Genomic DNA, 24,707 nt, shown 5'->3' on the forward strand with positions numbered 1-24,707 from the left:
CCTGACAGCCCACCTACTCGCCCGTGGGCCAGGTTTCCAGTTCGGTAGTGTCCGCGTGCACGCCGTGCAGGGGCTCCAGCGCGTGCGTTTCCTCGAACCACATAAAGGCGTCGTAGCGCCTGCCCAGGATGGTGGGAACGTAATTGCCCCACCGTTCCGAGCGGGGGTTATATACGACGCCGACTGCCCGGTGCCCGCGCGCACGGTCCGCCCACGAAGGTGGCTGGCCGTCGAAGATGAACAAGGCCGACGGCGTATCCTCCAGTGCGGAATGCAGCAGTTCCTCGGTGCTGTCCTGCCTGGCCGGCGGCAGGTCCATGACCTGCGTGGTTCCGCCCCAACGATCTGCGGCGACCACGCTCCCGCGGTAACCGCCGAAACCAACCAGCACCACGCCGTCGTCAGCATGCCGTTCCCGGACCAACTGGCCCACATTCACCAGCCCGCCGCGGCTCATGTCCGTCCAACGGGCGTCGCCGATGTGCGTGTTGTGTTCCCAGACGATTGCTTTTGCGGTGCTGCCGTGGTGGTTCATCAGCCTGTCCAGGGTGTCCACCATGTGCCGGTCCCTGACGTTCCAGGATTCGTCGCCGCCGCCGACCATCGCCCGGTAATAGGACTCCGCGCCGGCAGCGGTGATGGCATTCTGTTCGGCGTTGAAGCGTTCGTCCCGGGGCGGAACGTCGTCATTCACGGCGGACGCGCGGACCGTTCCCAGCAGCTCAACCACCTCCGCCTCGCAGCCGGACGGGACCAGCCGGGTGGACAGGGCGTAGGACTGCGGATCCTCCACGAACGGTTCGAAGCAACGGAAGGCTTCAAGCGCAGTGTCCACGTGTCCCGGGTGGTACTTCTTCAGGTAGCCCAGCGTCTCGCGGAGCGAATCCCAGAGGCTGTACACGTCCAGACCGTAGAACCCGACGCGCTCTTCTTCAGCCCGAATCCCGTTGAACTCCCGAAGCCAACGGGTGAATTCCTCGACTTCCCGGTTGGCCCACATCCAGGTAGGCCAGCGCTCAAAGCCGTGCAACACCTCACCCGGATCCTCCGGCGCTCCGCCCAACCCCTTGACGCAGCGGTCCACGGCATAGCAGTCCGGCCAGTCACCCTCCACGCCTATAAAGGAGAAACCCCGCTCGCTGATGAGCCGCCTGCTCAAGGCAGCGCGCCAGGCATAGTACTCGTGGGTGCCGTGGGACGCTTCGCCGATGAGCACATACCGGGCGTCGCCGATGCGCTCCATCAGCGGATCAAGGTCTGCCTCGTCCTGGAGTTGCAGGGCGCTTTGCCTGATCTCAGCCTGGGTCATCGTCCTACTCCTTGTTTCGGATTGCACATGGAGTCGTTCAACAGGTTCACTTTCGAGGCTACTCCGGGACCTGCGCGTGGTCACCCAACTGACTCGCAGCTGACGCTCTCAAAACGCGATTTCAGTGCGTTACCTGCCAGTCACCCGTTAAAACGCAGCGGGCGGTAGGTTCGAAAACCTGCCGCCCGCCGTCGTACTTCTGCTTCTTTAGACCTTGGCTTGAAGTCCGCGAACGCCGTCCAGGATTTCGTAGGAAACCTTGGTGGACACCGGCGCGCCGGGGGTGGTGACGTAGTCCAACACGCGGAAGTCGGCCTGCATGGCGTCCTTGGTGATGCGTGTGTTCACGTAGCCGCGGTTGTCGTTGTAGAACTTCAGGTGCGGGTTCCAGGCCATGACCGGGTCAACGGTGGCGCCGCTGCCGTTGCCGGTGGACGTGATGGATGTGCACACCAGTTCCGAGCCGACCACCGGCGATTCGGGGTCCTTGTAGTCGATCTTTACGTCGGCGGCCCAGTTGCGGTGCACGTCTCCGGTGAGCACGACGGCGTTGCGAACGTTCGCGTCTACCCAGCCCTGGGTGATGCGGCGGCGGGAGGCCGCGTAGCCGTCCCAGCCGTCCATGGAGACGTCGTCGATGGCCGGGTCCTGGGCACGGTCGCGTTCGGTGAAGAACACCTGCTGGCCGAGGATGTCCCAGCGCTGGGTTGAGTTTTTGAAGCCGTCCAGCAGCCACCGTTCCTGATCGGCGCCGGTGATGGAGCGGTTCTCGTCCAGTCGCTCGGCCACGTTCTTCTTCCAGCCGTCGCCCGCGGCCTGGTCGTCGCGGTACTGGCGCGTGTCCATCATGTGGAAGTTGGCCAGTTGGCCCCACTGCAGGGTGCGGTAGATCTTCATGTCGAAACCGGCCGGGACGGAGGACGCGCGGAGGGGCATGTTCTCGTAGTACGCCTGGAACGCTGCGGCGCGCCGTTTGCGGAAGTTCTCGGTGGTGTCGTTGAGCTGGTTCGGGTCCTGGTTTTCCGGAACCTCGTCCGCCCAGTTGTTGTCCACTTCGTGGTCATCCCAGACCACCAGCCACGGTGCAACAGCGTGGGCGGCCTGCAGATCGGCGTCGGACTTGTACTGCGCGTGGCGCTGGCGGTAACCGGCCAGCGTGGTGGTTTCCGGGCCTTCGTGGTCGCGCGGATTGCCGCCGCCGATCACATAGCTGTCCTTTTTGTACTCGTAAATGTAGTCGCCCAGGTGCAGCACCAGGTCCGGGTGGTCCTCGGCCAGGTGGCGGTACGCGGTGAAGTAGCCGTGTTCGAACTGCGAGCAACTGGCAAACGCCATTGCAAGTGCGGCGGGCGTCTCGTGCAGGGCGGGGCTGGTCATGGTCCGGCCGACGGCGGTGACGTACCGTCCGGCGCGGAAGCGGTAGAAGTATTCGCGGCCGGACTTCAGGCCCTTGAGTTCCACGTGGATCGAGTGGCCGGTTTCGACCCTGGCCTGTTCGATGCCTCGGGCCACCACCTTGCGCATGCCCTCGTCTTCGGCGACCTCCCAGGCCACGGGAATGCTGCGGTTGGGCATTCCGCCAAGGCCATCTTCGGCCAGCGGGTTCAGCGCCAGGCGGGTCCAGAGGACAAAGCCATCAGCCCACGGCTCACCGGAGGCGATGCCGAGCATAAAGGGGTCAGTTTTGAGGCCGGTGTCGTCAGCGGTGGAAACCGCGACGGCGGCACCCGGCATTGCGGCGACGATGCCGGCACCGAGGCCAACAGAGAGCAGGGACCTGCGTGAGATGTTTTCCATGCACTCGAACGTATTGGCCTACTTTGGACAGCCGCCGAGGAGTGCGTGAACCGGAAGTGAACTGATGGAATCCGTGGCGGGAACTATCGCGGTGTTCGCAGCCGGTGCGCTTGTCGTCGGTTGCCGGTCGGGCGGGCGCGAACGAGTGGCTACTTTTTGGCTTTAGGTGCCCGGGCCTTGGGTTCCTTTGGAGGCAATGTGGCCACGTATTCGTAGGCCTTGGCGACCCACGCTCTTGCCCGGGCGTCATCGCCGTCGCCCTCTTCATTCCATACCTCGGGCAGGCCCACATACCCGGCCATGGGACGCTCAGCCGGACCGAAGGGGACAGTCCGTTCTGACGACTCCAGCAACGCGCGATCGTCGTCGGCGAGCTTGATGCCGATGACTGGACCGAAGAGCCCTGCGAACATGTTGCCGTTGACGAAGGCCCCCAGGTTGCCGAACATGGGCTTCACAATAACGTCAGGCCGCTCCGGAACAGCCTGCCGGAAGCGTGCCTTGTCTTCTTCGGACGGCTTGGGCATTTCCATGTCTGCTCCTTCTGGAGGGAGGTTTCTGTGGACCTCCCAGAACAGTATGCGGCTGCCGCGATTTCCGGAACACCCCGCCCAGTTCCAGGGGATGATGCCGAAGACCAGGGCGGCGGTCCCAGCAGGAACGCCACCCAGCCGACGAAGGGAATGGAGGAAAAGACGTTCGCGTGCCCGACGGCGGGAGGGTGCGGTTGCGGAGTGCGCCGTGCCGGGATGGGTGCGACCCCAAAAGTTAACCTCCGCAGCTATGGCTTCCCTGAGGTGATCCTGTACAGTTAGACACGTTGTTGTGTTTATGCAGTTGGTAATTCAGGCAGTAAGCGCGGTCGTAAGCCCGTGTTCTTCTGAAGAAGCGGTTTTGAACACCCCACACCGGAGGGCCCGAAAGTCGGGATTTTCCCTCCACCTTCACGAAGGACAAAAATAATGGCTACTGGTACCGTCAAATGGTTTAACGCTGAAAAGGGCTTCGGCTTCATTTCCCCCGATGACTCCTCGCAGGACGTTTTCGCGCACTACTCCGCGATCAACTCCTCCGGCTTCCGCTCCCTCGAAGAGAACCAGAAGGTCTCCTTCGAAACCGAGCAGGGCCCCAAGGGTCCTCAGGCCACGAACATCCAGGCTCTCTAATTTCCTAGAGTCTCTGGAACCGTAAGGTTTCTAAAGCAGGGTCGGTTCATTGCGAACCGGCCCTGCTTTTTCTTAACCCAGGTGTGCCAGTCCTGACCTGACGGATCCAGCCCACTTCCCGCCGTCGTGCCTGGAAGTGACCCGTTTGCGTCGCACTTGACTTGCGCGCAAGGGCAAGGCTGTGGATAACTTTGAGGGGCTTGAGCGGCGCTTGGGTACTCTTGGCTCAGCAGGTCTTGCTCTGTTATCTGCCTCTCCGTCGTCCGGAGCGGGCGGTTTTCCAAAATGTCTGGGGACGTCTATGAATATCCGTACTGCGCTTTCCTCGAACCCGAGGGGCCTGGTTGTGGCGTTCCTCGCTGCCGCCGCTCTGGCGCTGACCGGATGCCAGGGCGGTGGGGATCCTGCTGCTGACCCGACGTCGGCCTCGGCTTCAACAACTGCCAGCGCGACGCCCACGCCAACGCCTACTCCGTCTGCGTCCTACAAGCCGGCCGACGCTTCCGGTAAGGCCCAAAATGTTCCCGTTCCCGTGAAGCCAGCGTTGGCTGACGAGAACTCGAAGGAAGGGCTGGAGGCGTTCACGAAGTACTGGTACGAGTTGCTGAGCTACGGATACGAAACCGGGGATACCTCGGCTTGGGTTGCCGCAACTCAACCCGGATGTCGACTGTGCGACACTTTCAAACAGGGTCTGGCAGATTCCTATGCAGACAACCATTGGGTCGTAGGCGGTCGTCTGACAACACCGAGCATCCAGGCCCACTGGCAGGAAGGTGCGTCAAAACAATCCGTTGCCGTACAGGTTATCCAGGACAGGATTGAGTTTTACGGCCCACCGAGTGTTCAGCCTTTTTCTCCGCTCGAGGAAACCAACGTGGCCGCGGCCTTCTTCGCCACACATGTAAACGGATCTTGGGTGGCCGTTGACATCGGACAACTGGTCTAGCCGTGCGGCAAGTTTTGGCGACTTTCGTCGTTCTTCTGCTGCTGACCGGTGCCGGCATTGCGACTGCCCGTGCAACCCCGGGGCCAACCATCTCCTACGGCAGCGAGACAATTAACATCAAGTCGCAGTTCACCGTAGAAGAAGCCACCAAAACTATAGTCGAATACTCCAAGTCAACCCCGCAGGATCCAAACCAGTATTCATACGCGTTGCAATGTCAGCTGGATGAAAACGCTGTCCGAAATCATTGCCTCCCGGGTCAAATAACGTGTCCGCCAAGCGAAGACGGCACCGAAGGCCAAGCGATTATTTGGAGATACGCACCCAAAAGCATTCCAAACCCCACCTGGACTGAATGGACGCAGTTCGGCGCCCCTACGTGTCTCTATGACCCCAAGCCCGAGGATATCTTGCCTCGTATCGCGGCCCGTATCCTGCAGGACTTCCAACAATTGCCTGTTGTGGCGGGAACGGTATCTGCCCAGCCATCCCCGCACACTCTTGTCGGCGCGGAAACCAACGTGTTCGCGAACGCCACCGAGCAGCAATTCGAGGTCACGATCCTTGGCCAGAAGGTCCATCTCACGGCAACCCCTGCCCAGTACACCTTCAACTACGGCGACGGTTCAACGCTGGGACCTAGCGCAACCTACGGCGGTCCGATCCCAGAGGCAGAGTGGGGCGTGAAGACAAGAACCAGCCATGTGTACGGCGATACGGGTGACTTCAACGTCACGGTGACCACGTCATTCACCGGTACCTACTCGGTGAATAACGGACCCGCGCTGCCGATCAGCGGCACGGGAGAGTTCACCTCTGCTCCGGAAACACTGCGGGTGTGGAGATCAGTCACCAGGAATTACGCCGACGACTGCAACGTCAATCCGCTCGGCGAAGGCTGCCCTGCCAGATAGGCAGGCAAGCTGAAGTGTGGGGGAGCACAGGTGAAAACATTTCCTGGGACGTCCTTGGCGTCTATTTGGTCAGTTGTGGCTGTTTGCGTGTTGCTTACTGGCTGCCAGGTCGCGGGCGAACGGGCAACTGGAACCGACCGCTCGCCCGCGGCCACGTCAATCAGTCCAACATCAACCACGACGCCCGAGTACAAACCGGCGGATGCCTCCGGCAAGGCTCAGAACGTTCCGGCTCCGGTGAAGCCAAGGCTCGCCGACGAGAACTCGAAGGATGGGCTGGAGGCGTTCACGAAGTACTGGTTCGAGACGCTCAATTATGCCAACGAGACTGGGAAAACGCCGGCAAATGTGGCTATCAGCAATCGGGATACTTGCAAACTTTGCGTCCGACTAATGGACGTAGCAGATCGAGCATGGGCAGACGGTAAGTGGGTCTCGGGAGGACAAATTAGGATCGCATCCGTTGAGGGTCATTTTGATCCTTCTCGTGCAACTCAAGAAGTCACTCTGCGTATCATCCAACAGGAATCACGAATTCATATGCCTGATGGAAGCCTGTATCAAGAGGATTCACCGGCTCAGAATAACGGCGTTCAAGCCGTTGTAACCTTCGGGGCTGATGGCTGGAAAATGGATGATCTCGGGCTGATTCTCTAGATTCCCCAATCGAAAATTACGTACAAACGGTTGCGCAGCGTTGCCAGCACTAGGCCAACTGATCTGACCCGATCCCAACCCAACCCCAAAGCATTCACCCACCCGTCGCCACCGGTTCACCAGGGCAGACAACGATAGGTGCATGACTGCTTTCACTCGCCGCACCGTCCTGAAGGGGGCGCTGGCAGCTGCCGGTGCCGCCGTCGTAATTCCCGCGACAGCAACCACGGCAACAGCCGCCAGCCGTCCGCACGCCATTCCTCTTGTCCGCAACCGGCTGACGCTCCCGTCTGGCATTGCCACGGGGGACGTCACCACGGGTTCCGGCGTCCTGTGGTCGCGCGCATCGGGTCCGGGCAGGCTGGTGGCGAACCTCCTGGCAGTAGACGACGCCGGCACGCCCCTGAGCGGTGGCCGCGCCTTCCACAGGGTTCTTCGCGGAACCACCGCAAGCGAAGCGACGGACTTTACTTCAAAGATCCTGGCCGAGCGGCTCCCCAGCGGCACCCGGTTCGACCTGACCCTGTACTTCGAGGACACCGAAGGCTATGCCGGTGAAACGGCGAAGGGCATGTTCAGCACCGCCCCGGACACGGCCTCCATCAAGCGCGACGGCGGCCCCCGGCGCCAGAGCTTCGTCTGGTCCGGTGACACCGCCGGCCAGGGTTGGGGCATCAACGAATCCATTGGTGGCATGCGCGGCTATGCGGCAATGCACGCCACCCGCCCGGACTTTTTCATCCACTCCGGCGACACCATTTACGCCGACGGTCCCATTTCCGCGCAGGTCACTGAGCCGGACGGGCAGATCTGGCACAACCTGGTCACCGAGGAAGTGTCCAAAGTGGCGGAGACCCTCAACGAATTCCGCGGCAGGCACCGTTACAACCTGATGGACGCGAACGTTCGGGCCATGTACGCGGAGGTCCCGGTCATCGCGCAGTGGGATGACCACGAAACCCACAACAACTGGTACCCCGGCGAGATCATCACCGATCCCCGCTACACCGAGCGCAGGATTGACGTCCTGGCTGCGCGCGGCCGGCAGGCGTGGCAGGAATACCAGCCGATCGCCCAGCTCAGCGACGGCAGCACCGGCTTCGAACCCGCGCGCATCTACCGCAAGATCTCCCGCGGCCCGCAGCTGGACATCTTCTGCCTGGACATGCGCACCTTCAAGGACCCCAACACCAACGGCAAGGAATCGGACCTTCAGTCGATCCTCGGCCAGGAGCAGGCCGACTGGCTGATCAAGGAAGTCAGCCGCTCGCAGGCAACCTGGAAAGTGATCTCCGCGGACCTGCCGCTCGGGCTGATCGTCCCGGACGGCGTCAACCAGGAATCACTCTCAAACGCTGACGACGGCGCCCCGCTGGGTAAGGAGCTGGAGATCGCCCGGGTGCTCGCCGCCTTCAAGCGCAACCGGGTTAAGAACATCGTCTGGCTCACCGCAGACGTCCACTACTGCGCCGCCCACCACTACTCTCCGGAACGGGCAGCCTTCCGCGACTTCGACCCCTTCTGGGAGTTCGTGGCCGGCCCCATCAACGCCGGCACGTTCGGCCCCAGCGGGCTGGACCACACGTTCGGGCCCGAGGTGGCCTTCTTCAAGGCAGGCGCCTACGCCAACCAGTCGCCACGCACCGGCACCAGCCAGTACTTCGGCCATGTGGACCTGGACGAGGACGACGTCTTCACCGTCACCCTCCGCGACGCCACCGGCGCCGTCCTCTGGGGCAAGGCACTGAACCCGGAGCGCTGACCCGCACCTGGCATGCGGGCCCGGGGGAGGGAAGGAACACCAGCAGGCCCGGCCGCGTTGTACCAGCGCGGCCGTCTGCAATAAGCGCCGGGCGCCGGAAAATTGAGCAGAGGAATTTCATTGAGCCAGCGAACCATCGTCATCACCGGAGCCAGCGACGGAATCGGCGCATCAGCCGCCCGCACCTTTTCCAAAGCAGGGGACAACGTGGTGATCGTGGGCCGTTCCGAGGCTAAGACCAAAGCCATTGCCACCGAGCTCAACGCCGACTACTTCCTCGCCGACTTCTCGGAGCTCGAGCAGGTCCGCACCCTCGCCACACAGTTGCGCGCCAGCTACCCGCGCATCGACGTCCTGGCCAACAACGCAGGCGGCATCATGGGCAAGCACCAGCTCACCATCGACGGGCACGAGAGCACGTTCCAGATCAACCACCTGGCACCGTTCCTGCTCACCACCGAGCTGATGGACGTCCTGACCGCGAGCTCGGCCAAAATCATCAACACCTCCAGCATGGCCAACGGATTCGGCCGCCTGGATCTCCAGCACATCAACTCGGAAAGCAAATACGCCACCAACCGCGCGTACGGCACCGCCAAGCTGGCCAACATCCTGTTCACCTCGGAGCTGCACCGCAGGTTCGGCCAGGTATCACCCGGGCGGGAAGGAATTACGACGGCGGCATTCCACCCCGGCGTCGTCCGCACCAATTTTGCGAGCGAATCTTCCAGCGCCATGCGGCACGCGTACAAAACACTGCTCAACCGCTTTATGCTCAGCCCGGAGCAGGGCGCTGACACCCTGGTCTGGCTGGCCAACGGAACCCCGGGCAGGGACTGGGATTCCGGGGCGTATTACGTGAAGCGTGCCGTGGCGAAGGCCAACAAACAGGCCTATGACGCCGACCTGGCCCGACAGCTGTGGGACAGCAGCGCGGAGCTGGTCAACGCCTGAAACCCTGCGCCGGGAATCTCCAACTGGGTAGCACTAGATGCCGCTTAGAGCCGCCATAACGGCACCTAGTGCTACCTAGTTGGGGGGGTGAGGGGCGGGTCAGGGGGCCAGCAGGCCGTAAGTGCTGATGACGTTGCCGCTGCCGGTCCGGTATTCGTCGTGCAGGACCAGGCGGGTCAGGGGATCGCCGGGTTCGAACAGCCGGCGTCCGCTGCCGGCCACTACGGGATGCGTCATCAGCGTCAGGGAATCCAGCAGCCCGGCAAAGAGGAGTTGGCGCGTCACGGAGATGCTTCCGCATACGGCGATGTCGCCGCCGTCGGACTCCTTCAAACCCGCTACGAACTCTTCCAGCGGCGCGTCCATCAGGTGCGAGTTCTCCCACTCCAGCGGCCCGGACAGGCTGCGCGAGGCCACGTATTTGGGCACCGGGTTGATGAAGCCGGCAAAGTCCTGGTCCACCGGCGCTGTTGGCCAGTAACCCGCCCACTCCTGGTAGCTCACCCGGCCAAGGACCACTGTGTCCACACGCTGCATCATCTCGGTCATGCCGTTGCCCAGTTCGTCGTCGAAGGAGTCGAACTGCCACAGGAACGGATCGGACACCACCCCGTCAACGGAGTGGAACAGGCCGGCTGTCAGTTTGCGCATGAAATTCCTCCAAGGGCAGGGTTGGTAACCAGCTTTACCCTAGGACGCGGCAGAGGAACGGGGAAGGGGCGTGCCAAACTGCGCGGTTTCCGGTGCGCCTGGAACTGCCGAACCCGGGGCAACACCAGCGGAGGTTCCCAGTCCGCGGACCTTCCAACCGACCGCCCGCCAGGCAGCTGCGTCCAGGACGTTGCGGGCATCCAGGACAGTCCTCCGCCGCACCAGCCGGCCCACGGTAACAGGGGACAGCGTGCGGTATTCGTCCCACTCCGTCAGCAGCAGCACCAGTTCAGCACCCTCCAGCGCCCGCTGCGTGGACTGCTCAAAACGCAGCTGCGGATAGCGCATCCACGCATGGTTGATGGCCTTGGGATCCGTCACCGTCACGTGTGCTCCGGCCATCGCGAGCTGCAGGGCGACGTCCAGGGCGGGGGAGTCGCGGATGTCATCCGTATCCGGCTTGAAGGCAGCTCCCAGTACGGTGATGGTCCGGCCGGACACGGATCCGCCACACAGCTCGGCTGCAAGCGCTGCGGTCCGGTATCGCTGGCCCAGGTTGATCGAATCCACCACGCCCATCCACTCCTCCACAGACGCCACGCCAAGGTCCAAAGCCTGCGTCCTGAAGCTCCGGATGTCCTTGGGCAGGCACCCGCCGCCAAAGCCCAGGCCGGCGTGCAGGTATCTGCCACCGATCCTCGGGTCCATGCCCATCGCCTCACTGAGTTCAGTGACGTCGGCGCCGGATGCGTCGCACAGTTCGGACATCGCGTTGATGAAGCTGACCTTCGTGGCCAGGTACGCATTGGCCGCCGACTTGATCAGCTCCGCCGTGGCAAAATTGCAGACCAGCCGTGGAATCCCCGCCTGCAGCAACGGCTCGTACACAGCATCAAGGGCGGCAGTCACACCGCGCGGCGCACCGCTGACGGGATCCAACCCGGCAGCCTTGCCGCCGTCAACGCCGTACACCAGCCGGTCCGGCACCAGCGAATCCTTCACCGCCGTTCCCTGCCGCAGGAACTCCGGGTTCCAGCCCAGCCGCACATCCGGCCGCCCGGCAAGGGCAGCGCGCAGGCGCTCCACCGTGCCAACAGGCACCGTCGATTTACCCACGACGACGGCGCCCGCTGCCAGGTGCGGGAGCAGCGCCTCCGCGGCCGCGAAGAGGTAGGTGAGGTCGGCGCCGTCGGACGTTTTGGATTGCGGCGTCCCCACGCACAGGAAGTGCACCTGGGCGGAGGCGGCGTCGGAGAAGTCGGTGGAGAACCTGAGCCGCCCCGTGGCCCGGCCCTCCTGCAGCAGCTCATCCAGGCCCGGTTCGAAGAACGGCGCGAAGCCCCGGCCCAGGTGGTCCACCTTGCCGGCGTCTACGTCGATGCCCACCACCGTGTGGCCCATCGAGGCAAGCGTGGCGGCGTGGACGGCGCCCAGGTAGCCGCAGCCAATCACGGAAATTCTCATCGGGAGGCTCCACTCGGGGTTTCGACAGGCTCAACCACCGGGTGGCGGCGGGGCGTGGTTTCGACGGGCTCAACCACCGGGTGGCGGCGGGGCCGGGTTTCGACAGGCTCAGCAAGTGGCCGGCCGGCGATGACGTCCTCGTAGTGCCGGACAAGCGAGGCGCTCAGGGCGGGCCAGGTCCGGCCCTGAACCGAGGCGTGGGCCGCGGAGGCGAAGGCCCGGCGTTTGGCGTCGTCGCCAATCAGGTCCTCGACGTGGCCGCGCATGGCCGCCAGGTTGCCGGGTTCGTACAGCCATCCGGTGCGGGAGTTTTCCACCAGGTCCAGGGGTCCGCCGCGCCCGGTGGCCACCACCGGCACGCCCGACGCCATAGCTTCCTGGATGGTCTGGCAGAACGTTTCGAACTCGCCGGGGTGCACAAAAAGATCGAAGGACGCCACGGTCCGGGCCAGCGCCTCGCCGCCCATAAAGCCGGTGAACACGGCGTCCGGCAGGGCTTCCTCCAGCGCGGAGCGTTGGGGGCCGTCGCCCACAATCACCAGCCTGGTGCCGGGCATTCCGGCCAGGGCGGCCAAGTCCTCCACCTGTTTTTCGACGGCGAGCCGGCCCACATAGCCGATGATTCGCTCACCGTTCGGGGCCACGGAGGCCCGCCAGCCGTCGTCGCGCTTCTCCGGGCTGAACCGCCCGGTATCAACCCCGCGCCGCCACATCCCCACCCGCAGGATCCCGCGTCCGCGCAGCTGGTTCAGCGCAAACGTTGAGGGAACCAGGGTGCGGGTGGCCATCAGGTGGATGTTCTCCACCCGGTTCCAGGCCCAGTTCTCCAGGAAGGGAACGCCGTAGCGGGCGGCATAGCTGGGAACCTCGGTCTGGTAGATCGCCACGGTGGGAATGCCCAGCTGGTGTGCGGCCTGCACTGCCCGCCATCCCAACACAAAAGGAGACGCCAGGTGGACGACGTCAGGTGCGTAGTCGGCAAGGATTCGCTTGACCCGGCTCACACCGCCCATCGCCACCCGTACGTTGGTGTATCCGGCCAGTGGCACTGCAGGAACCCGGTGAACAAACGCCCCGGCCACAACCTCGGAAGCGACGGAATCCTGGGTGGATGGCGCGATCACCAGGACGTCGTCGCCCCGCTCCTGCAGATGGTCCAGCACCCGCAGGATGGAGTGCGTAACCCCGTTCATCAGCGGCAGGAATGATTCGGCAACAATTGCGATCCTCACCCCTCCACGGTGCGATCCGGGCCTGACGCTGCGGGGGAGAGGGCATGACGCCGAGGGAAAACTTGGGTGAACAGCAGCTCCCGACGGCGGGACCCACCACACGCCGATCCCGCACCACAACCGATCCCGCACCAAAGTAAACCCCGGGCACATCGGAGGGCGGCGCCGTCGTCAATATCCCGACGGTACCGCCCTCCGTGGTGAGGCGGGCGAATTGCCCGCGGCCCGGTAGTACCGGTTACCTGCGGCGGCTCGATTCGCGCTCCGAGAACAGCCAGCCAGCCGCGATCATCAGGATGCCAAGCACCAGATGGGCCCAGTTGTCAGGAGTGTTCAGGGCCAGGAAATTGGCCGCGGAATCAACCCCGATGCTGAGGCCAAAAATCGCGAGCAGGATGTACAGGACGCCGGCGCCCATCAGGAAGTTCCGTGCGCCGTGGGCGGTGCGGGACATGCTCCACCCGGTGGCGCCGATGGCCAGCTGCACGATGTTCAGCAGCATGGACACCTGGAACAGATTCAGGAACAGGGCATGTGAATCAGGGCCCAGGAACATCAGTTCGCCATAACGGGTGGTGATGCCGGGGATGAATCCCAGGATGCCGACTACTACCAGGAGAATACCGACGCCCATGCCCGCATTCTGGACGTCTGCGCGTCCCCAATGCGTGTGTGCGTGCGGTGATGCGGTTGTCATGTTGTACCTCCAACCACTGATTTTCGGACACTCCAAGTTTACGTCTGCACTGCCCAAAAAGCGCCGGGATTCCGCGGATTCCGGGGGTCCTGCGGGGGCTGTGGCGGCGGCCCGGTGGGGACTTCTCCCCACCGACAAAACGCGGATCTTCTGGTGGACTGGAACGATCATGACAGCCCGCCGAATCCTCCGCTTCCATCTCGTCCCGGCCCTCGTCCTGCTGGCCGGTTTGGTCGCCGGGTGCAGCGTCGAAGCCCCCATGCCGGCGAACGACTCCGTGGGGATGCTGCAGCTCAGCCAGCAGCGCGCGGCCGTGGCGGCTGCTCCGGAACCGGGTTCGGAAGCGGGTTCGGAAGCCGAGGCAGACGGTACGACGGCGGCAGGCGACCCAGGTGCCGTCCCGCCGTCGGGCGTTCCTGCGGTAAGTCCGGAAGACACCGGGGCCGAGGAACCCGCCGCACCCGCCTCGCGCCCGCTGAACCGCGCGGAACAGATGCTGCCCCAGGTGAACGTCAAACAGTGGCCGGGCAGCCTGCCGGTGGTGGTGCAGTCGGCGGCGAAGGACATGCAGTGCTCGATCGACCGGGATGGTGCCGCCTGCTATCTGCTCACTGAGGTGGCGCCCCGGCCTGCCGACCTCAAGGGCCTGTGCACCGGCGCCGAACAGTATTACGGCGGCTACGCGGTGGTCACCAGCCGGACGGGTCCGCAGTATGGGACGTGCGGGTATGGCGTCTCGCCCATGGAACGTGAGGCCGCCGCGGGCGAGCAGTTCCACGGACCCCTGCTCGAGGACGGCCAGACGGTGCGGATCGGCAACATGGTGTGCGGACGCGGGGACGGGTCCGTGACCTGTGCGCACCTGCGCACCGGACAGGGCTTTATGGTCAGCACCACCGACTACGAACTCTGGTAGCCAGGTTGCCCGGCAGGTGGGTTGAAGCCCGGGCAGGAGCCTCTTCCGTGACACCATGGAAACCGATGAAACTGCGTGCTGATCAAACCGGAGACCGTGGCCTTCCCATGCCCTTATGGCTGCAGGGAGCCCTCGAATCCGCGCAGGCGGCCATCATCTCAGCCATCCTGGTGGCCGCCCCGATCGCGATCGTCTGGCTGACGGGCGGCTTCTCCCAGCCACTGGACGCTGCAGCCCGGCTCGCGGGGCAGGCCTGGCTCCTGATCCACGCCGTGCCCATGGAACTGACGGCCACCGGCGAAGCAGCTGTGGCTGATGGCCAGGCCGGCACGCTCTCCCTGATACCGCTCGGCCTCACCCTCATTCCGTTCCTGCTGGCCTGGCGTGCAGGGCGCCGCCTCGCCAGGGCGTCCTATACGGACCAGCTGTGGCAGGCACTCCTCGGTTCATGGGCTGTCTATTCCGCCTTCGGAGCGGCCACCGGCTTCGTCTGCCGCACGTCCGACGTCGTGATTAATCTCTGGTTCGCCATGCTGATGCCGCTGATCCCGTTTGCCCTGGGAATGGTGGTGGGCGCGCGGCGCGAGGCCGGTTCCTGGAGCCGGCTGATCGGCGTCGACGCAGTGGACTGGATCGCCACCACCAGCCAGCATTCGCGCTGGGCCGGCTCCTACCTGGCCTCGGCGGCGAAGGCCGGCTTTGTGGCGGTGATGGCGGCGCTCGCCCTCGCCTCCGCACTGTTGGCCGTGGACCTTTTTGTCCACTGGAACCTCATCATCTCGGTCTATGAAGCGCTCGACGCCGGTGCCGCCGGAGGTGCCGTGCTCACCATTGCGCAACTCGGTTTCCTCCCGAACCTGGCCATCTACGCGCTGGCATGGGTGTCCGGTTCCGGGTTTGCCCTGGGGGCCGGTTCGCAGCTTGGCGCCCTGGAAACGGCGTCAGGTCCACTGCCGTCCATCCCGGTACTGGCCGCACTTCCCGCCGGCGGCATGGACTACGGCTTCGTGGCCCTGGTGGTGCCGGTCCTGGCAGGAGTCCTGGCCGGCTGGTGGTTCCTGCGCGAAGGCGAGAACCACTTCGACGAGTGGCTGGCCATCAAAGTCCACGCCCGCTGGTTTACCGCATCAGCGTCCACCCTCATCCTGGGTGCGATCATCGGCGTCGTGGCGGGGGCGTTGGCCGCGGTGCTGGCCTGGATCGCCGGCGGATCGGTTGGGATCGGCCGCCTCACCCAGATCGGACCCGACCCCCTCTGGATGGGGATCTGGGTGGCTTCCGAGGTGGGGATCGGCGTCGTTATCGGTTACGCAGCCGGACCCTGGCTGGAACGCCGGCAGTTGCAGGAAGAGACCGGGCTCCTGAAGGTGTGACCCGGCGTCGTACCTGTCTTTGTCCGTTAGGCCCTAGCGCGCCTGGCTGGGCAGTGCTTCCTCCAGCTGGACCCGGCACTGCGCCGCAGCTTTTTGGGTCAGGGCGGAGCGGGCGCAGTCCTGGTACTCCGTGATGGCGGTGAAGAACAACGCGGACACCATGACCAGCAGCGCCATAATGGCGGACACCACCAGACCGGAGATGGTGCCGAACAGGATCAGCCGGGACTCCCTGGCCTTGGCCGAACGCACCAGCAGCACAATGCCCAGGGCAATGCTGACGGCAGTGAGCACGGCGGACAGCCACACGTAATTAACGTCCAGCTGGAAGATGAAGAATGAGCCCAGGACAGTCAGGATGAAGATCCGGAACAGGGTGTGGGTGGTCATCCGGGACGTCGCGGCGGCTTCGCTGAGCGGCTCTTTGGTTCGCGGGGAACCGGCCGGATCCGGGATGGTGTTCATGTTTTCCAGCCTACGCGAGCCTGCCCTTAAGCTTGACCAATGCGCATCGTAGTCCTCGTCTCCGGAACCGGCTCCAACCTCCAGGCCGTCATCGACGCCGTCCAGAGCGGTGAACTGCCCGTGGAGATTGCCGCGGTTGGCGCAGACCGGCCCGGGACGTACGGTGTGGAGCGGTCCGCGGCGGCCGGGATCCCCACGTTTGTGGTGGACTTCAAGGACTACGCGGACCGTGCGGACTGGAACGCAGCGCTGACGGACGCCGTCGCCGCGTTCTCGCCTGACATTGTGGTGTCCTCAGGGTTCATGCGCATTGTCAGCCCGGCGTTCATCGATGCCTTCGGCGGCAAGTACCTGAACACGCACCCCGCACTGCTGCCCTCCTTCCCGGGAGCCCACGGCGTCCGCGATGCCCTGGCGTACGGGGTCAAGGTCACCGGCTGCACCGTGCACTGGGCGGACGCCGGCGTGGACACCGGGCCCATCATCGCCCAGGAAGCCGTAGCCATCGAGCCGGACGACACCGAGGACTCCCTGCACGAACGCATCAAGGTGGTGGAGCGTCGCCTCCTCGTCTCGACCCTGGCCTCCCTCGCCGCCGCCCCACCCAACTAGGTCGCAGTTATTGCCCTTTAGAGAGCTGGGAAGGGCAAGTACTGCTACCTAGTTTGGACGACGACGGCTGGGCTGTGGATAACTTCTGCAGGAGAACCCGTGCCCTGCCACCATGGGCGTATGAGAGTCCCGCAGGCCTTGCCCACTGCCTTCGCCGAAGTTCCCTTCACGTACGCTGAAGCCCTCGACGCCGGTGTCAGCCCCGGGCGGATGCGGCGCCGGAGTATCCACGTACCGAGTCGGGGTATCCGGGTGCCGCATATGACAGATTTCGGCGACAACGCCGGAGCTGACACAGGCTCGGCAGTCAGGCCATATACCCTGGTCACCCAATTCTCTGCCGCATCACATGCAACGGCATTTCGATTATGGGAGTTTCCGGGTCTCTTGGGCGGGTTTGATGAGCCCCTGATCCACATTTCGCGCCCCGACCATATGGCGATTCCCCGCCGTACAGGGGTCCGGGGACACCGCGGCCAGTTCTTCGAGGACGAAATCGTTGATCTCGACGGGCTGCTGGTCACCTCCCGGACCCGGACATGGTTAGACTGCGCCCGAAGAATGAGCATTGATGAACTGACGGTCGTAGCCGATCACCTGCTCCGGATTCCGCGCCCCGACTTTGAGAACCGGACCGAACCGTACGCCACTCTGGCGCAACTCGAGGACATGCTGGACCGGCACAAGGGGACCCCTGGAATCAGGAAGGCCCGGCTTGCCCTGGAGCAGGCGCGCGTCGGGTCGGATTCAGCGCAGGAAACCAGGCTTCGGCTGGCCCTGGAGTACGCGGGCCTGCCTGAACCGCACCTGAACGTGCCCACTGAGTTGAGTCCCGGCGTCGTGCGTCAGCCTGACCTTGGCTATCCGGAACAGAAGGTTGGAGTGGAATACGAGGGTGAGGGACATTCGGACGCCGCCCAGATCGTCCGCGATATTGCTCGTGAGGAGGATTTCGCAAACGCGGGCTGGCTTCTGGTTCGGATCTCCAAACGGCACATGGTGAACGACGCGGGTGCCGCCGTCGTCAAGGTCCGCTCCGCGCTGCTCAACCGAGGCTGGACAGCCAAGTAAGTAGCAGTAGGTGCCCTATAGAGGCCTGTAAAGGGCACCTACTGCTACCTAGTTGGGGGGGCTACTCCAGGCGGCGCTGCTTCGTTTCCGGTGCGAAGAACGCCATCCACAGCACCGCGATCAGCACTAGCCCGCCGGCCAGTGCGAAGGACGTGGCCAGGCCCAACTCCGGCCAGAAGTAGTTGGCGAACACCAGCGGCCCAATGCCCGCGCCAATCCGGGAGAACGTGGACGCCCAGCCGAAGCCCGAGCCCCGAAGTTCGGTGGGGTACAGCTCGGACACGTAGGCGTAGAGCACCGGGATGGCCACCTGCACCACAAAGCCGAACACCAGCAGCCAGAAGATCGCCGCCGAGGGGATATCCACCACAAAAGCCACAATCACCAGCGTCAGCGCAGACAACGGGCCGGTAATGGCCAGGATCCATTTGCGGCCCACGCGCTCCACCAGCAGCGCGGCAACCACCACACCCAGAAGTCCGACGGCGGCCATGGACGCCGTGGTGACGAACGCCTTGTACTCGGCGAACCCGGCGCCGATCAGGATCCGGGGCATCCACGTCAGTGACAGGTAGTAGACCAGCAGGATGCTGAAGAACAGGGCCCAGGAGGCGGCGGTGATCTTCCAGTTGAAGGTCCAGACGGCGCGCAGCTGCTGCCACGCGCTGCCCGGGGACAACCGCGGAACTGCCTGCGCGTCCGGCAGGCTGTACGCCCGGGGTGTGGCTCCGGTGGCCTTCACCAGCCCGTCGATCACCTTGGCGGCTTCCTCGCGGCGGCCCTTGCGGATCAGGAACAGCGGGGACTCGGGGACGCTGCGGCGCACCCAGAAAACCAGCAATGCCGGGAGCACCATGACCAGCATGGTGAACCGCCAGTCCGCGAAGACGGCCACGAGTGCAGCCGAAACAAAGCCACACAGCGCCGCGCCGATGGGCCACCAGCCATCCATCGCGGTCAGGACGCGGCCGCGCTGCTTCCGCGGCGTGAATTCGCCAACCAGGGCGTAGTCCACGGGAATGCAGCCGCCCAAACCGAACCCGGCCATAAACCGGAAGATGCAGAACCAGACAAAGTCGGGGGAGAAGGCGCCCAGCACTGTGAACAGGGAGAAGATCAGGAGGGTCGCCGTGAACGCCTTTTTGCGTCCGATGGTGTCCGCGATGGTGCCCCAGACGAACGCGCCCAACGCCATGCCGATCAGGTTCGCCGTTCCGATCCAGCCCGCCTCGCCGGGGGTCAGGGACCAGTGGCTGGACAGCAGCGGAATGAGGATGCCGTTGAGCGTCACATCCCAGGCGTCGAACATAAAACCGAGCCCGCCGATGAGGAAGATCCGCCCCTGGACCTTCCACCGCCACGGGAGCTCCTGGACTACCTGCTCCCCGCTCGGAACTGCGGTATATGTGTTCATCGATTGGCCTCCTGTGAAAACTTTAGCGCCAAGCACCTAGCTCCGAGGATGCTCCTGGATCGCCGCGCGCAGGAAGCCGCCGGACTGCTCCAGGATGGCAGGTGCCTGGCTGGGGTCCACGTCCGTCAGCAGGACCAGGATGGCCGCCTTCACGGAACCTCCGACGGCGTCCAGCGCCTTCGCGGCGGCGTCCGGGTCAACGCCGGTTGCGGCCTGCACCGTGCGTTGGGAGCGGGCCCGAAGTTTTGCGTTGGTGGCTTGCAGATCGACCATGAGGTTGCCGTAGGTCTTGCCGAGTTTCACCATGGAGAGCGTGCTGATCATGTTCAGCACCAGCTTCTGCGCGGTGCCGGATTTGAGCCTGGTGGAACCGGCCACGAACTCCGGACCCACCGCCACGTCGATGGCCACGTCCGCTTCCTGGCCAATCGCGGAGCCCGGATTGCAGGCCAGCCCGGCCGTAAATGCACCGCGCGCTTTCGCTTCCTTGAGCGCGCCAATAACGTAGGGAGTCCGCCCGGATGCGGAGATTCCGACGACGGCGTCCCCAGCTCCCACATTCGCTGCGGCAATGTCCGCAGCACCGGCGTCGGTGTCATCTTCGGCGTTTTCCACCGCCTGTTCGACGGCCTTGCGGCCCCCGGCGATGATCCCCACCACCATTTCCGGCGGCGTGCCGAACGTTGGCGGGCATTCGCTTGCGTCCAGGATCCCCATCCGGCCCGCGGTTCCTGCGCCGATGTAAAAGAGCCGTCCGCCGGCCGCCAGTTTGGCTGTGACTGCGTCCACGGTCCGGATGATGTCCGGCGCGGCCAGCCCGACGGCGGCAGGCACTGTAGCGTTCTGCGCGTTCATGGCGCTGACCAGCTGGGCCGTGTCCATGGTGTCCAGGAGGCTCAGCTCCGGGTTTGCGGCTTCGGTCTGCAGCCCCGCGAGCTCGGCGCGCAGCGCAGCCAGCCCGTCAGTGGTCGGGGCCGAATCACGCGGCGTCTCGGAGATATCAGGGTGTTCCGTCACGGTGGATGTACCTTTCCTGAAGCAGGTTGTGCCCGGTGGTGGCCAGTTCCGCCCCGGCGAGTCCGTTACCAACGGCAGGCACGACGTCGATGCCCGCCTTCTTAAGGTCAGCCGCCAGCCGTCCGGCGAAGTAGGGGGAATCGACGACGCCGCCGAGGAGGGCCACATGCCGCAGGCTGCTCTGGCCGATGGCCCGGCTGACGGTCCGTGTCAGGTGCAGGCACGCCTCGCCAATGATGCCGCCGGCAACGGCGTCCCCGCCCTCAGCCTGCGCCAGGACAACAGGCGTAAAACCAGCCATGGCCCGGTACGGGTTCTCCTGGCTGGCCAGCCAGCCCGGGAGCCCGGTCAGCGGGGGAAGCTCAGCGGGTGCATCAGACCCGGCCTGGCCCGGCGCCGCGGCGGCAGACCCGGCCGGGATAGACCCGGCCACGGCTGACGCAAGGTGCTCGCCCGCGAGCCGCTCCAGGGAAGTGGCCGGACCGCCGTCGTACGCTTCCAAAGCGGCGGATAAGCCCTGCTGGCCGATCCACCGGCCGCTGCCACGATCGCCCAGAAGCGGACCCCAACCATCGCCGCGGTGCAAAGCCCCCGGCCTCTCAAACTCGTCATCAGGGTCACGTTCAAACCGGAACGCAACGGCTCCGGTGCCGACGATCAGGATGGTGCCCGGACCGCCGTCGAGCGCTCCAAGGTGGGCCGCCGTTGCATCCGAAAGGACGGCGGCCGGGGCCTGGAAATGCAAGGCCAGCAGCCCGGCGAGCTCACGGGACTGCGGTGCACTGGCCTCGACGCCGGCCACAGCCGCCCCCACACCACTCAGCCGCCCAGCCAGGGGACCGGGAACACCAGGGGCGCCTGCAGCACCGGCCTCGAGCTGCCCGGCGGCGTCCGCAATCAGCCGGAACGCAGCGGCGGCGCCGTCGGCGATCCCCAGCCCGGCGAAACCTGCGGCGCCCGCACTCCCAATGACGGAGCTGGAATCTTCAGTAACGGCGCGTAGCTCCACCCGGCAACGGCTCTTGCCAATATCCGCCACCAATACCAGGCGTTCAGTAGTCATCCACCCACCTTAGGCCGTGTGGGGCGGGGGCGCCTGGCAACACGATAAACTGGGCCTATCCCCACCACCCGCGGCCGCAACCGCGTAAAAAGACGGAGACTTTTGTGAGCTTCACGCAGCTTGACCGTGTTCCCATCCGCCGGGCCCTGATCTCGGTATACGACAAGACCGGTCTGGAGGAGCTCGCGCAGGGCCTGCACGCAGCTGGCGTCACCATTGTCTCCACCGGTTCCACGGCCAAGAAGATCGCCGCCGCCGGCATCCCGGTCCAGGAAGTCGAGGAAGTCACCGGCTCGCCCGAAATGCTGGACGGCCGGGTCAAGACCCTGCACCCGCGCGTCCACGGCGGCATCCTGGCTGACCGCCGCGTTCCCGCGCACATGGAAACCCTCGCCGGCATGGAGATCGAAACCTTCGATCTGGTGGTGGTGAACCTCTACCCGTTCGTTGAGACGGTGAAGTCAGGCGCAGGCCAGGACGACGTCGTCGAGCAGATCGACATCGGAGGCCCCGCCATGGTGCGCTCTGCCGCGAAGAACCACGCCGCCGTCGCCATCGTTGTGGACCCCACCTTCTACACGGACGTGGTTGACGCCGCAGCGCACGGCGGCTTTGACCTGAAGACCCGACGCCGGCTGGCCGCGAAGGCGTTCGCCCACACCGCCGCGTACGACACCGCGGTGGCCACCTGGACCGCCACCCAGTTCCTGGACGAGGACGGCGACGGCGTCATCGACTGGCCCGCCTACGCCGGCCTGTCCCTGGAGCGTTCCGAGGTCCTCCGCTACGGGGAAAACCCGCACCAGCAGGCCGCCCTGTACGTGGACAAGGCCGCGCCGGTGGGCATTGCCCAGGCCGAGCAGCTGCACGGCAAGGCCATGAGCTACAACAACTTCGTCGACGCCGATGCCGCCCTGCGTGCCGCGTTCGACTTCTCCGAACCTGCCGTTGCGATCATCAAGCACGCCAACCCGTGCGGCGTGGCTGTCGGCTCCGCTGACGCAGTGGACCCGATTGCGGACGCCCACGCCAAGGCCCACGCCTGCGATCCTGTTTCCGCGTTCGGCGGCGTTATCGCAGCGAACAGCACCGTCACTGCCGGAATGGCCCGGACGGTTGCCGGCATCTTCACCGAAGTAGTTATTGCCCCGGACTTCGAACCGGAGGCCGTGGAAATCCTCTCCAAGAAGAAGAACATCCGGCTCCTGGCCCTGCCTGAAGGATACGGCCGCTACCCGTCCGAGATGCGCCAGGTATCCGGCGGCGTCCTGGTCCAGATGACTGACAAGGTGGACGCCGAGGGCGACAACCCCGCCAACTGGACCCTCGCCGCCGGTGAAGCAGCGGACGAGAAAACCCTCGCCGACCTCGCGTTTGCCTGGACCGCCTGCCGTGCCGCCAAATCCAACGCGATCCTGCTGGCCAACAACGGAGCAGCAGTCGGCATCGGCATGGGCCAGGTCAACCGCCTGGACTCCTGCCGCCTCGCCGTGGAGCGGGCCAACACCCTGGGCGTGGAAGTAGAGACTGGTAGTGCCACCGGCGGAGATGCTCCCGGCGGTGCCTCCAACGCCACTTCGGCCGACGCACCCCAGCGGGCCCGCGGCTCAGTTGCCGCATCCGACGCGTTCTTCCCCTTCGCTGACGGCCTGCAGATCCTGATCGACGCCGGCGTCCGTGCCGTGGTCCAGCCGGGTGGCTCCGTCCGCGACGACGAGGTCATCGAAGCCGCCAACAAGGCAGGCATCACCATGTACTTCACGGGAGCCCGGCACTTCTTCCACTGATCCCCGCCCCCTCCCTAGCCTCGCAAGCTCGGCCAGGGAACCCTGGCGGCGTGGGCCCAGCCGGGTTCCCACACGTCGACGGCGGCTGCCCCCACATAGGGGACAGCCGCCGTCGGGCATTTAAGGAAAGAGGTTCAGTCTCCGTCGGGTTCCTGGCCGCTTTCCGTGCGTGGCCGGTCCCGGGTTTCGGGGCTGACCTCTCGGGGTAGTGCCTGGGACATCCGTTCCGGGGTCCAGTACTCGCGGACTGCGTCCGGGTCCTGGCCGGTCTGGCTCGAGCTCACTGCACCGGGAGTTTCCGGACCGGGGTCCGATGAACCGGGGTCTGGTGAAGCGGGAGCTGCGGAGCCATTGTGTTGGAACGGCTTGCGCGGCTTAGGTTCAGGACGCGGCTGCACTGGTGTAGACCTGCTGGATAGCCGTTCCCCAGTAAGGGCCGTACATGGTGGTTGAACGGGTGCCGTATCCGTAGCTGTTCACGGAGTTCTGGTAGCCGGAGGAGTTGGTACCGATGAACCACGGACCGCCTGAGGAACCGCCGGTCATGTCGCACGGGATGCCCTGGGTGGTGCCGCCGGGGTTGACGGTGTCGTTGGTGGCGGTGCCGGAGCAGCTCTTGAGCGACTGGCCGTCAAACGGGCTGGCAGCAGGGTAGCCGTAAGCCTTGTAGGTCAGGCCGCGTGCCGCGTTGAACTGGACACCGGAGGCGCCAACGGTATCGGAGAGCGTCTGGCCGTTCAGGGGTGCGACGACGGCGAATCCGGTGTCGTACTGGATGTTGCCGTTCGCGCTCCACGCCGTCGTGGTGTGCAGCGAGCGGGCCACCCACTTTCCGTAGGGTGCTGCGCCGTTGAGGTAGGCAGGAACGAAGGTGAAGTTGGTGGCGAACGCTCCGGGGCCCTCGTTCAGGCAGTGGCCGGCAGTGGACACTGTGCTTTCGTTGGTGGAAGTCACGGAGTTTCCGGAGCAGACGTAGTTCTGGCCGCCCAGGGTGAAGAACACCTTGCCGATGTGCGAAACGGGGTTCTCGCTGGCGTGCAATACAGGCTTGCCGCGGGCTGCTTTGCCCTCGATCTTGGTGTTGGCGCCCTTCTCCACAGCGGCGGTTCCGCCTGCTGCTCCGCGGCTCCGCTCCACCGCCTTGGCTGCGAGGACATCGCCGGGGATGGCGGCTTTCATACGCTCGGGGGTCCAGTAGTCGGCCACTGCCGCCGTATTTTCAACGGTGGTACTGGTGACTGAAGGCTCCTGGTTCCCGCCGGGTGCCGCCGTGGCTGCTCCCGCCGAACAGAGGGCGAGAAGGGCGGCAGTGGAGAGGCTGAGCAGGCTGTTGGCCAGCATTTTAGTCGTCATAGGGGTTCCTGACTGTTGGGTGCTGCGGCATTGTTGAGGGGTGGCCGCTGCGTGATGGAGAGAATCTATCCCAATGTGACAAAG

At 64.9% G+C, this 24,707-nt stretch carries 24 protein-coding genes; 11 read left to right on the forward strand and 13 right to left on the reverse strand.

Annotated elements, in window-relative coordinates; translation table 11 throughout:
- Positions 1-13 precede the first annotated feature (13 nt).
- The 3 genes from ACPJW8_RS04755 to ACPJW8_RS04765 all read right to left on the reverse strand — a co-directional run bounded on the left by ACPJW8_RS04755 (position 14) and on the right by ACPJW8_RS04765 (position 3,639).
- Complete coding sequence (locus ACPJW8_RS04755; RefSeq protein WP_330186672.1) at positions 14-1,309, reverse strand: erythromycin esterase family protein; 1,296 nt, start codon at positions 1,307-1,309, stop codon at positions 14-16.
- Positions 1,310-1,516: 207 nt separating this feature from the next.
- Complete coding sequence (locus ACPJW8_RS04760; RefSeq protein ID WP_330186673.1) at positions 1,517-3,106, reverse strand: alkaline phosphatase D family protein; 1,590 nt, start codon at positions 3,104-3,106, stop codon at positions 1,517-1,519.
- 149 nt (positions 3,107-3,255) lie between these two features.
- A complete protein-coding gene (locus ACPJW8_RS04765) occupies positions 3,256-3,639 on the reverse strand; it encodes a TfoX/Sxy family protein (RefSeq protein ID WP_330186674.1) in 384 nt (127 codons plus the stop codon).
- A 429-nt stretch (positions 3,640-4,068) separates the two neighbouring features.
- Here ACPJW8_RS04765 and ACPJW8_RS04770 point away from each other — a divergent pair, with 429 nt between their 5' ends.
- From ACPJW8_RS04770 to ACPJW8_RS04795, 6 genes are all read left to right on the forward strand, one after another.
- Positions 4,069-4,272, forward strand: a complete 204-nt coding sequence (locus ACPJW8_RS04770) for a cold-shock protein (protein WP_056738746.1) — start codon at positions 4,069-4,071, stop codon at positions 4,270-4,272.
- A 301-nt stretch (positions 4,273-4,573) separates the two neighbouring features.
- Positions 4,574-5,221: a DUF6318 family protein gene (locus ACPJW8_RS04775; protein ID WP_425256415.1), complete on the forward strand. Its 648-nt coding sequence runs from the start codon at positions 4,574-4,576 to the stop codon at positions 5,219-5,221.
- 14 nt (positions 5,222-5,235) lie between these two features.
- The gene (locus ACPJW8_RS04780; RefSeq protein WP_330186676.1) at positions 5,236-6,135 is read left to right on the forward strand and encodes a PKD domain-containing protein; all 900 of its coding nucleotides are present in this window, start codon (positions 5,236-5,238) and stop codon (positions 6,133-6,135) included.
- 30 nt (positions 6,136-6,165) lie between these two features.
- Positions 6,166-6,792: a DUF6318 family protein gene (locus tag ACPJW8_RS04785; RefSeq protein WP_330186677.1), complete on the forward strand. Its 627-nt coding sequence runs from the start codon at positions 6,166-6,168 to the stop codon at positions 6,790-6,792.
- 142 nt (positions 6,793-6,934) lie between these two features.
- The gene (locus tag ACPJW8_RS04790) at positions 6,935-8,554 is read left to right on the forward strand and encodes an alkaline phosphatase D family protein (RefSeq protein WP_330186678.1); all 1,620 of its coding nucleotides are present in this window, start codon (positions 6,935-6,937) and stop codon (positions 8,552-8,554) included.
- Positions 8,555-8,674: 120 nt separating this feature from the next.
- Entirely contained in the window at positions 8,675-9,508 is an 834-nt protein-coding gene (locus ACPJW8_RS04795) for an SDR family NAD(P)-dependent oxidoreductase (protein ID WP_330186679.1), read from the forward strand.
- A gap of 99 nt (positions 9,509-9,607) precedes the next feature.
- Here the strand turns inward: ACPJW8_RS04795 and ACPJW8_RS04800 are convergent, their stop codons facing one another.
- The 4 genes from ACPJW8_RS04800 to ACPJW8_RS04815 form a co-directional block, all read right to left on the reverse strand.
- Entirely contained in the window at positions 9,608-10,159 is a 552-nt protein-coding gene (locus ACPJW8_RS04800; protein WP_330186680.1) for a dihydrofolate reductase family protein, read from the reverse strand.
- A gap of 39 nt (positions 10,160-10,198) precedes the next feature.
- Positions 10,199-11,623: a UDP-glucose/GDP-mannose dehydrogenase family protein gene (locus ACPJW8_RS04805; protein ID WP_330186681.1), complete on the reverse strand. Its 1,425-nt coding sequence runs from the start codon at positions 11,621-11,623 to the stop codon at positions 10,199-10,201.
- A complete protein-coding gene (locus tag ACPJW8_RS04810; RefSeq protein WP_330194488.1) occupies positions 11,620-12,855 on the reverse strand; it encodes a glycosyltransferase family 1 protein in 1,236 nt (411 codons plus the stop codon). The genes ACPJW8_RS04805 and ACPJW8_RS04810 overlap by 4 nt, the downstream gene beginning before the upstream one ends.
- A 238-nt stretch (positions 12,856-13,093) precedes the next feature.
- Positions 13,094-13,552: a DUF4383 domain-containing protein gene (locus ACPJW8_RS04815; protein ID WP_330186683.1), complete on the reverse strand. Its 459-nt coding sequence runs from the start codon at positions 13,550-13,552 to the stop codon at positions 13,094-13,096.
- Positions 13,553-13,721: 169 nt separating this feature from the next.
- On the opposite strand from ACPJW8_RS04815, the gene ACPJW8_RS04820 reads away from it, so the two are divergent.
- Complete coding sequence (locus ACPJW8_RS04820) at positions 13,722-14,468, forward strand: hypothetical protein (protein WP_330186684.1); 747 nt, start codon at positions 13,722-13,724, stop codon at positions 14,466-14,468.
- Between the two features lie 65 nt (positions 14,469-14,533).
- Positions 14,534-15,841 carry a DUF6350 family protein gene (locus ACPJW8_RS04825; protein ID WP_330186685.1) on the forward strand — a complete coding sequence of 436 codons (1,308 nt, stop codon included), beginning with the start codon at positions 14,534-14,536 and terminating at the stop codon, positions 15,839-15,841.
- 33 nt (positions 15,842-15,874) lie between these two features.
- Here the strand turns inward: ACPJW8_RS04825 and ACPJW8_RS04830 are convergent, their stop codons facing one another.
- A complete protein-coding gene (locus tag ACPJW8_RS04830; protein ID WP_330186686.1) occupies positions 15,875-16,306 on the reverse strand; it encodes a hypothetical protein in 432 nt (143 codons plus the stop codon).
- Positions 16,307-16,345: 39 nt separating this feature from the next.
- Between ACPJW8_RS04830 and purN the strand changes: the two genes are divergently transcribed.
- Positions 16,346-16,918: a phosphoribosylglycinamide formyltransferase gene (gene purN, locus ACPJW8_RS04835; protein ID WP_330186687.1), complete on the forward strand. Its 573-nt coding sequence runs from the start codon at positions 16,346-16,348 to the stop codon at positions 16,916-16,918.
- Between the two features lie 561 nt (positions 16,919-17,479).
- Positions 17,480-17,989 carry a hypothetical protein gene (locus ACPJW8_RS04840; protein ID WP_330186688.1) on the forward strand — a complete coding sequence of 170 codons (510 nt, stop codon included), beginning with the start codon at positions 17,480-17,482 and terminating at the stop codon, positions 17,987-17,989.
- A gap of 61 nt (positions 17,990-18,050) precedes the next feature.
- Here ACPJW8_RS04840 and ACPJW8_RS04845 read toward each other — a convergent pair whose 3' ends face one another.
- The 3 genes from ACPJW8_RS04845 to ACPJW8_RS04855 are packed head-to-tail and all read right to left on the reverse strand — an operon-like array spanning position 18,051 to position 21,483.
- Positions 18,051-19,403 (reverse strand): MFS transporter, encoded by a 1,353-nt coding sequence (locus ACPJW8_RS04845; protein ID WP_330186689.1) that lies wholly within the window; start codon positions 19,401-19,403, stop codon positions 18,051-18,053.
- Positions 19,404-19,439: 36 nt separating this feature from the next.
- The gene (murQ, locus tag ACPJW8_RS04850) at positions 19,440-20,420 is read right to left on the reverse strand and encodes an N-acetylmuramic acid 6-phosphate etherase (RefSeq protein ID WP_330186690.1); all 981 of its coding nucleotides are present in this window, start codon (positions 20,418-20,420) and stop codon (positions 19,440-19,442) included.
- Positions 20,404-21,483 (reverse strand): ATPase, encoded by a 1,080-nt coding sequence (locus ACPJW8_RS04855; protein WP_330186691.1) that lies wholly within the window; start codon positions 21,481-21,483, stop codon positions 20,404-20,406. Before ACPJW8_RS04855 ends, murQ begins: the two co-directional genes overlap by 17 nt.
- 104 nt (positions 21,484-21,587) lie before the next feature.
- On the opposite strand from ACPJW8_RS04855, the gene purH reads away from it, so the two are divergent.
- A complete protein-coding gene (gene purH, locus ACPJW8_RS04860) occupies positions 21,588-23,270 on the forward strand; it encodes a bifunctional phosphoribosylaminoimidazolecarboxamide formyltransferase/IMP cyclohydrolase (protein WP_330186692.1) in 1,683 nt (560 codons plus the stop codon).
- Positions 23,271-23,404: 134 nt separating this feature from the next.
- On the opposite strand, the gene ACPJW8_RS04865 is transcribed toward purH, so the two are convergent.
- Positions 23,405-23,554: a hypothetical protein gene (locus ACPJW8_RS04865; protein ID WP_330186693.1), complete on the reverse strand. Its 150-nt coding sequence runs from the start codon at positions 23,552-23,554 to the stop codon at positions 23,405-23,407.
- A gap of 97 nt (positions 23,555-23,651) precedes the next feature.
- Positions 23,652-24,623: a hypothetical protein gene (locus tag ACPJW8_RS04870; protein WP_330186694.1), complete on the reverse strand. Its 972-nt coding sequence runs from the start codon at positions 24,621-24,623 to the stop codon at positions 23,652-23,654.
- Between the last annotated feature and the right edge of the window lie 84 nt (positions 24,624-24,707).

The sequence above is a fragment of the Pseudarthrobacter sp. J47 genome, from assembly GCF_049810315.1.
In the GTDB taxonomy this organism is placed as follows: Bacteria; Actinomycetota; Actinomycetes; order Actinomycetales; family Micrococcaceae; genus Arthrobacter.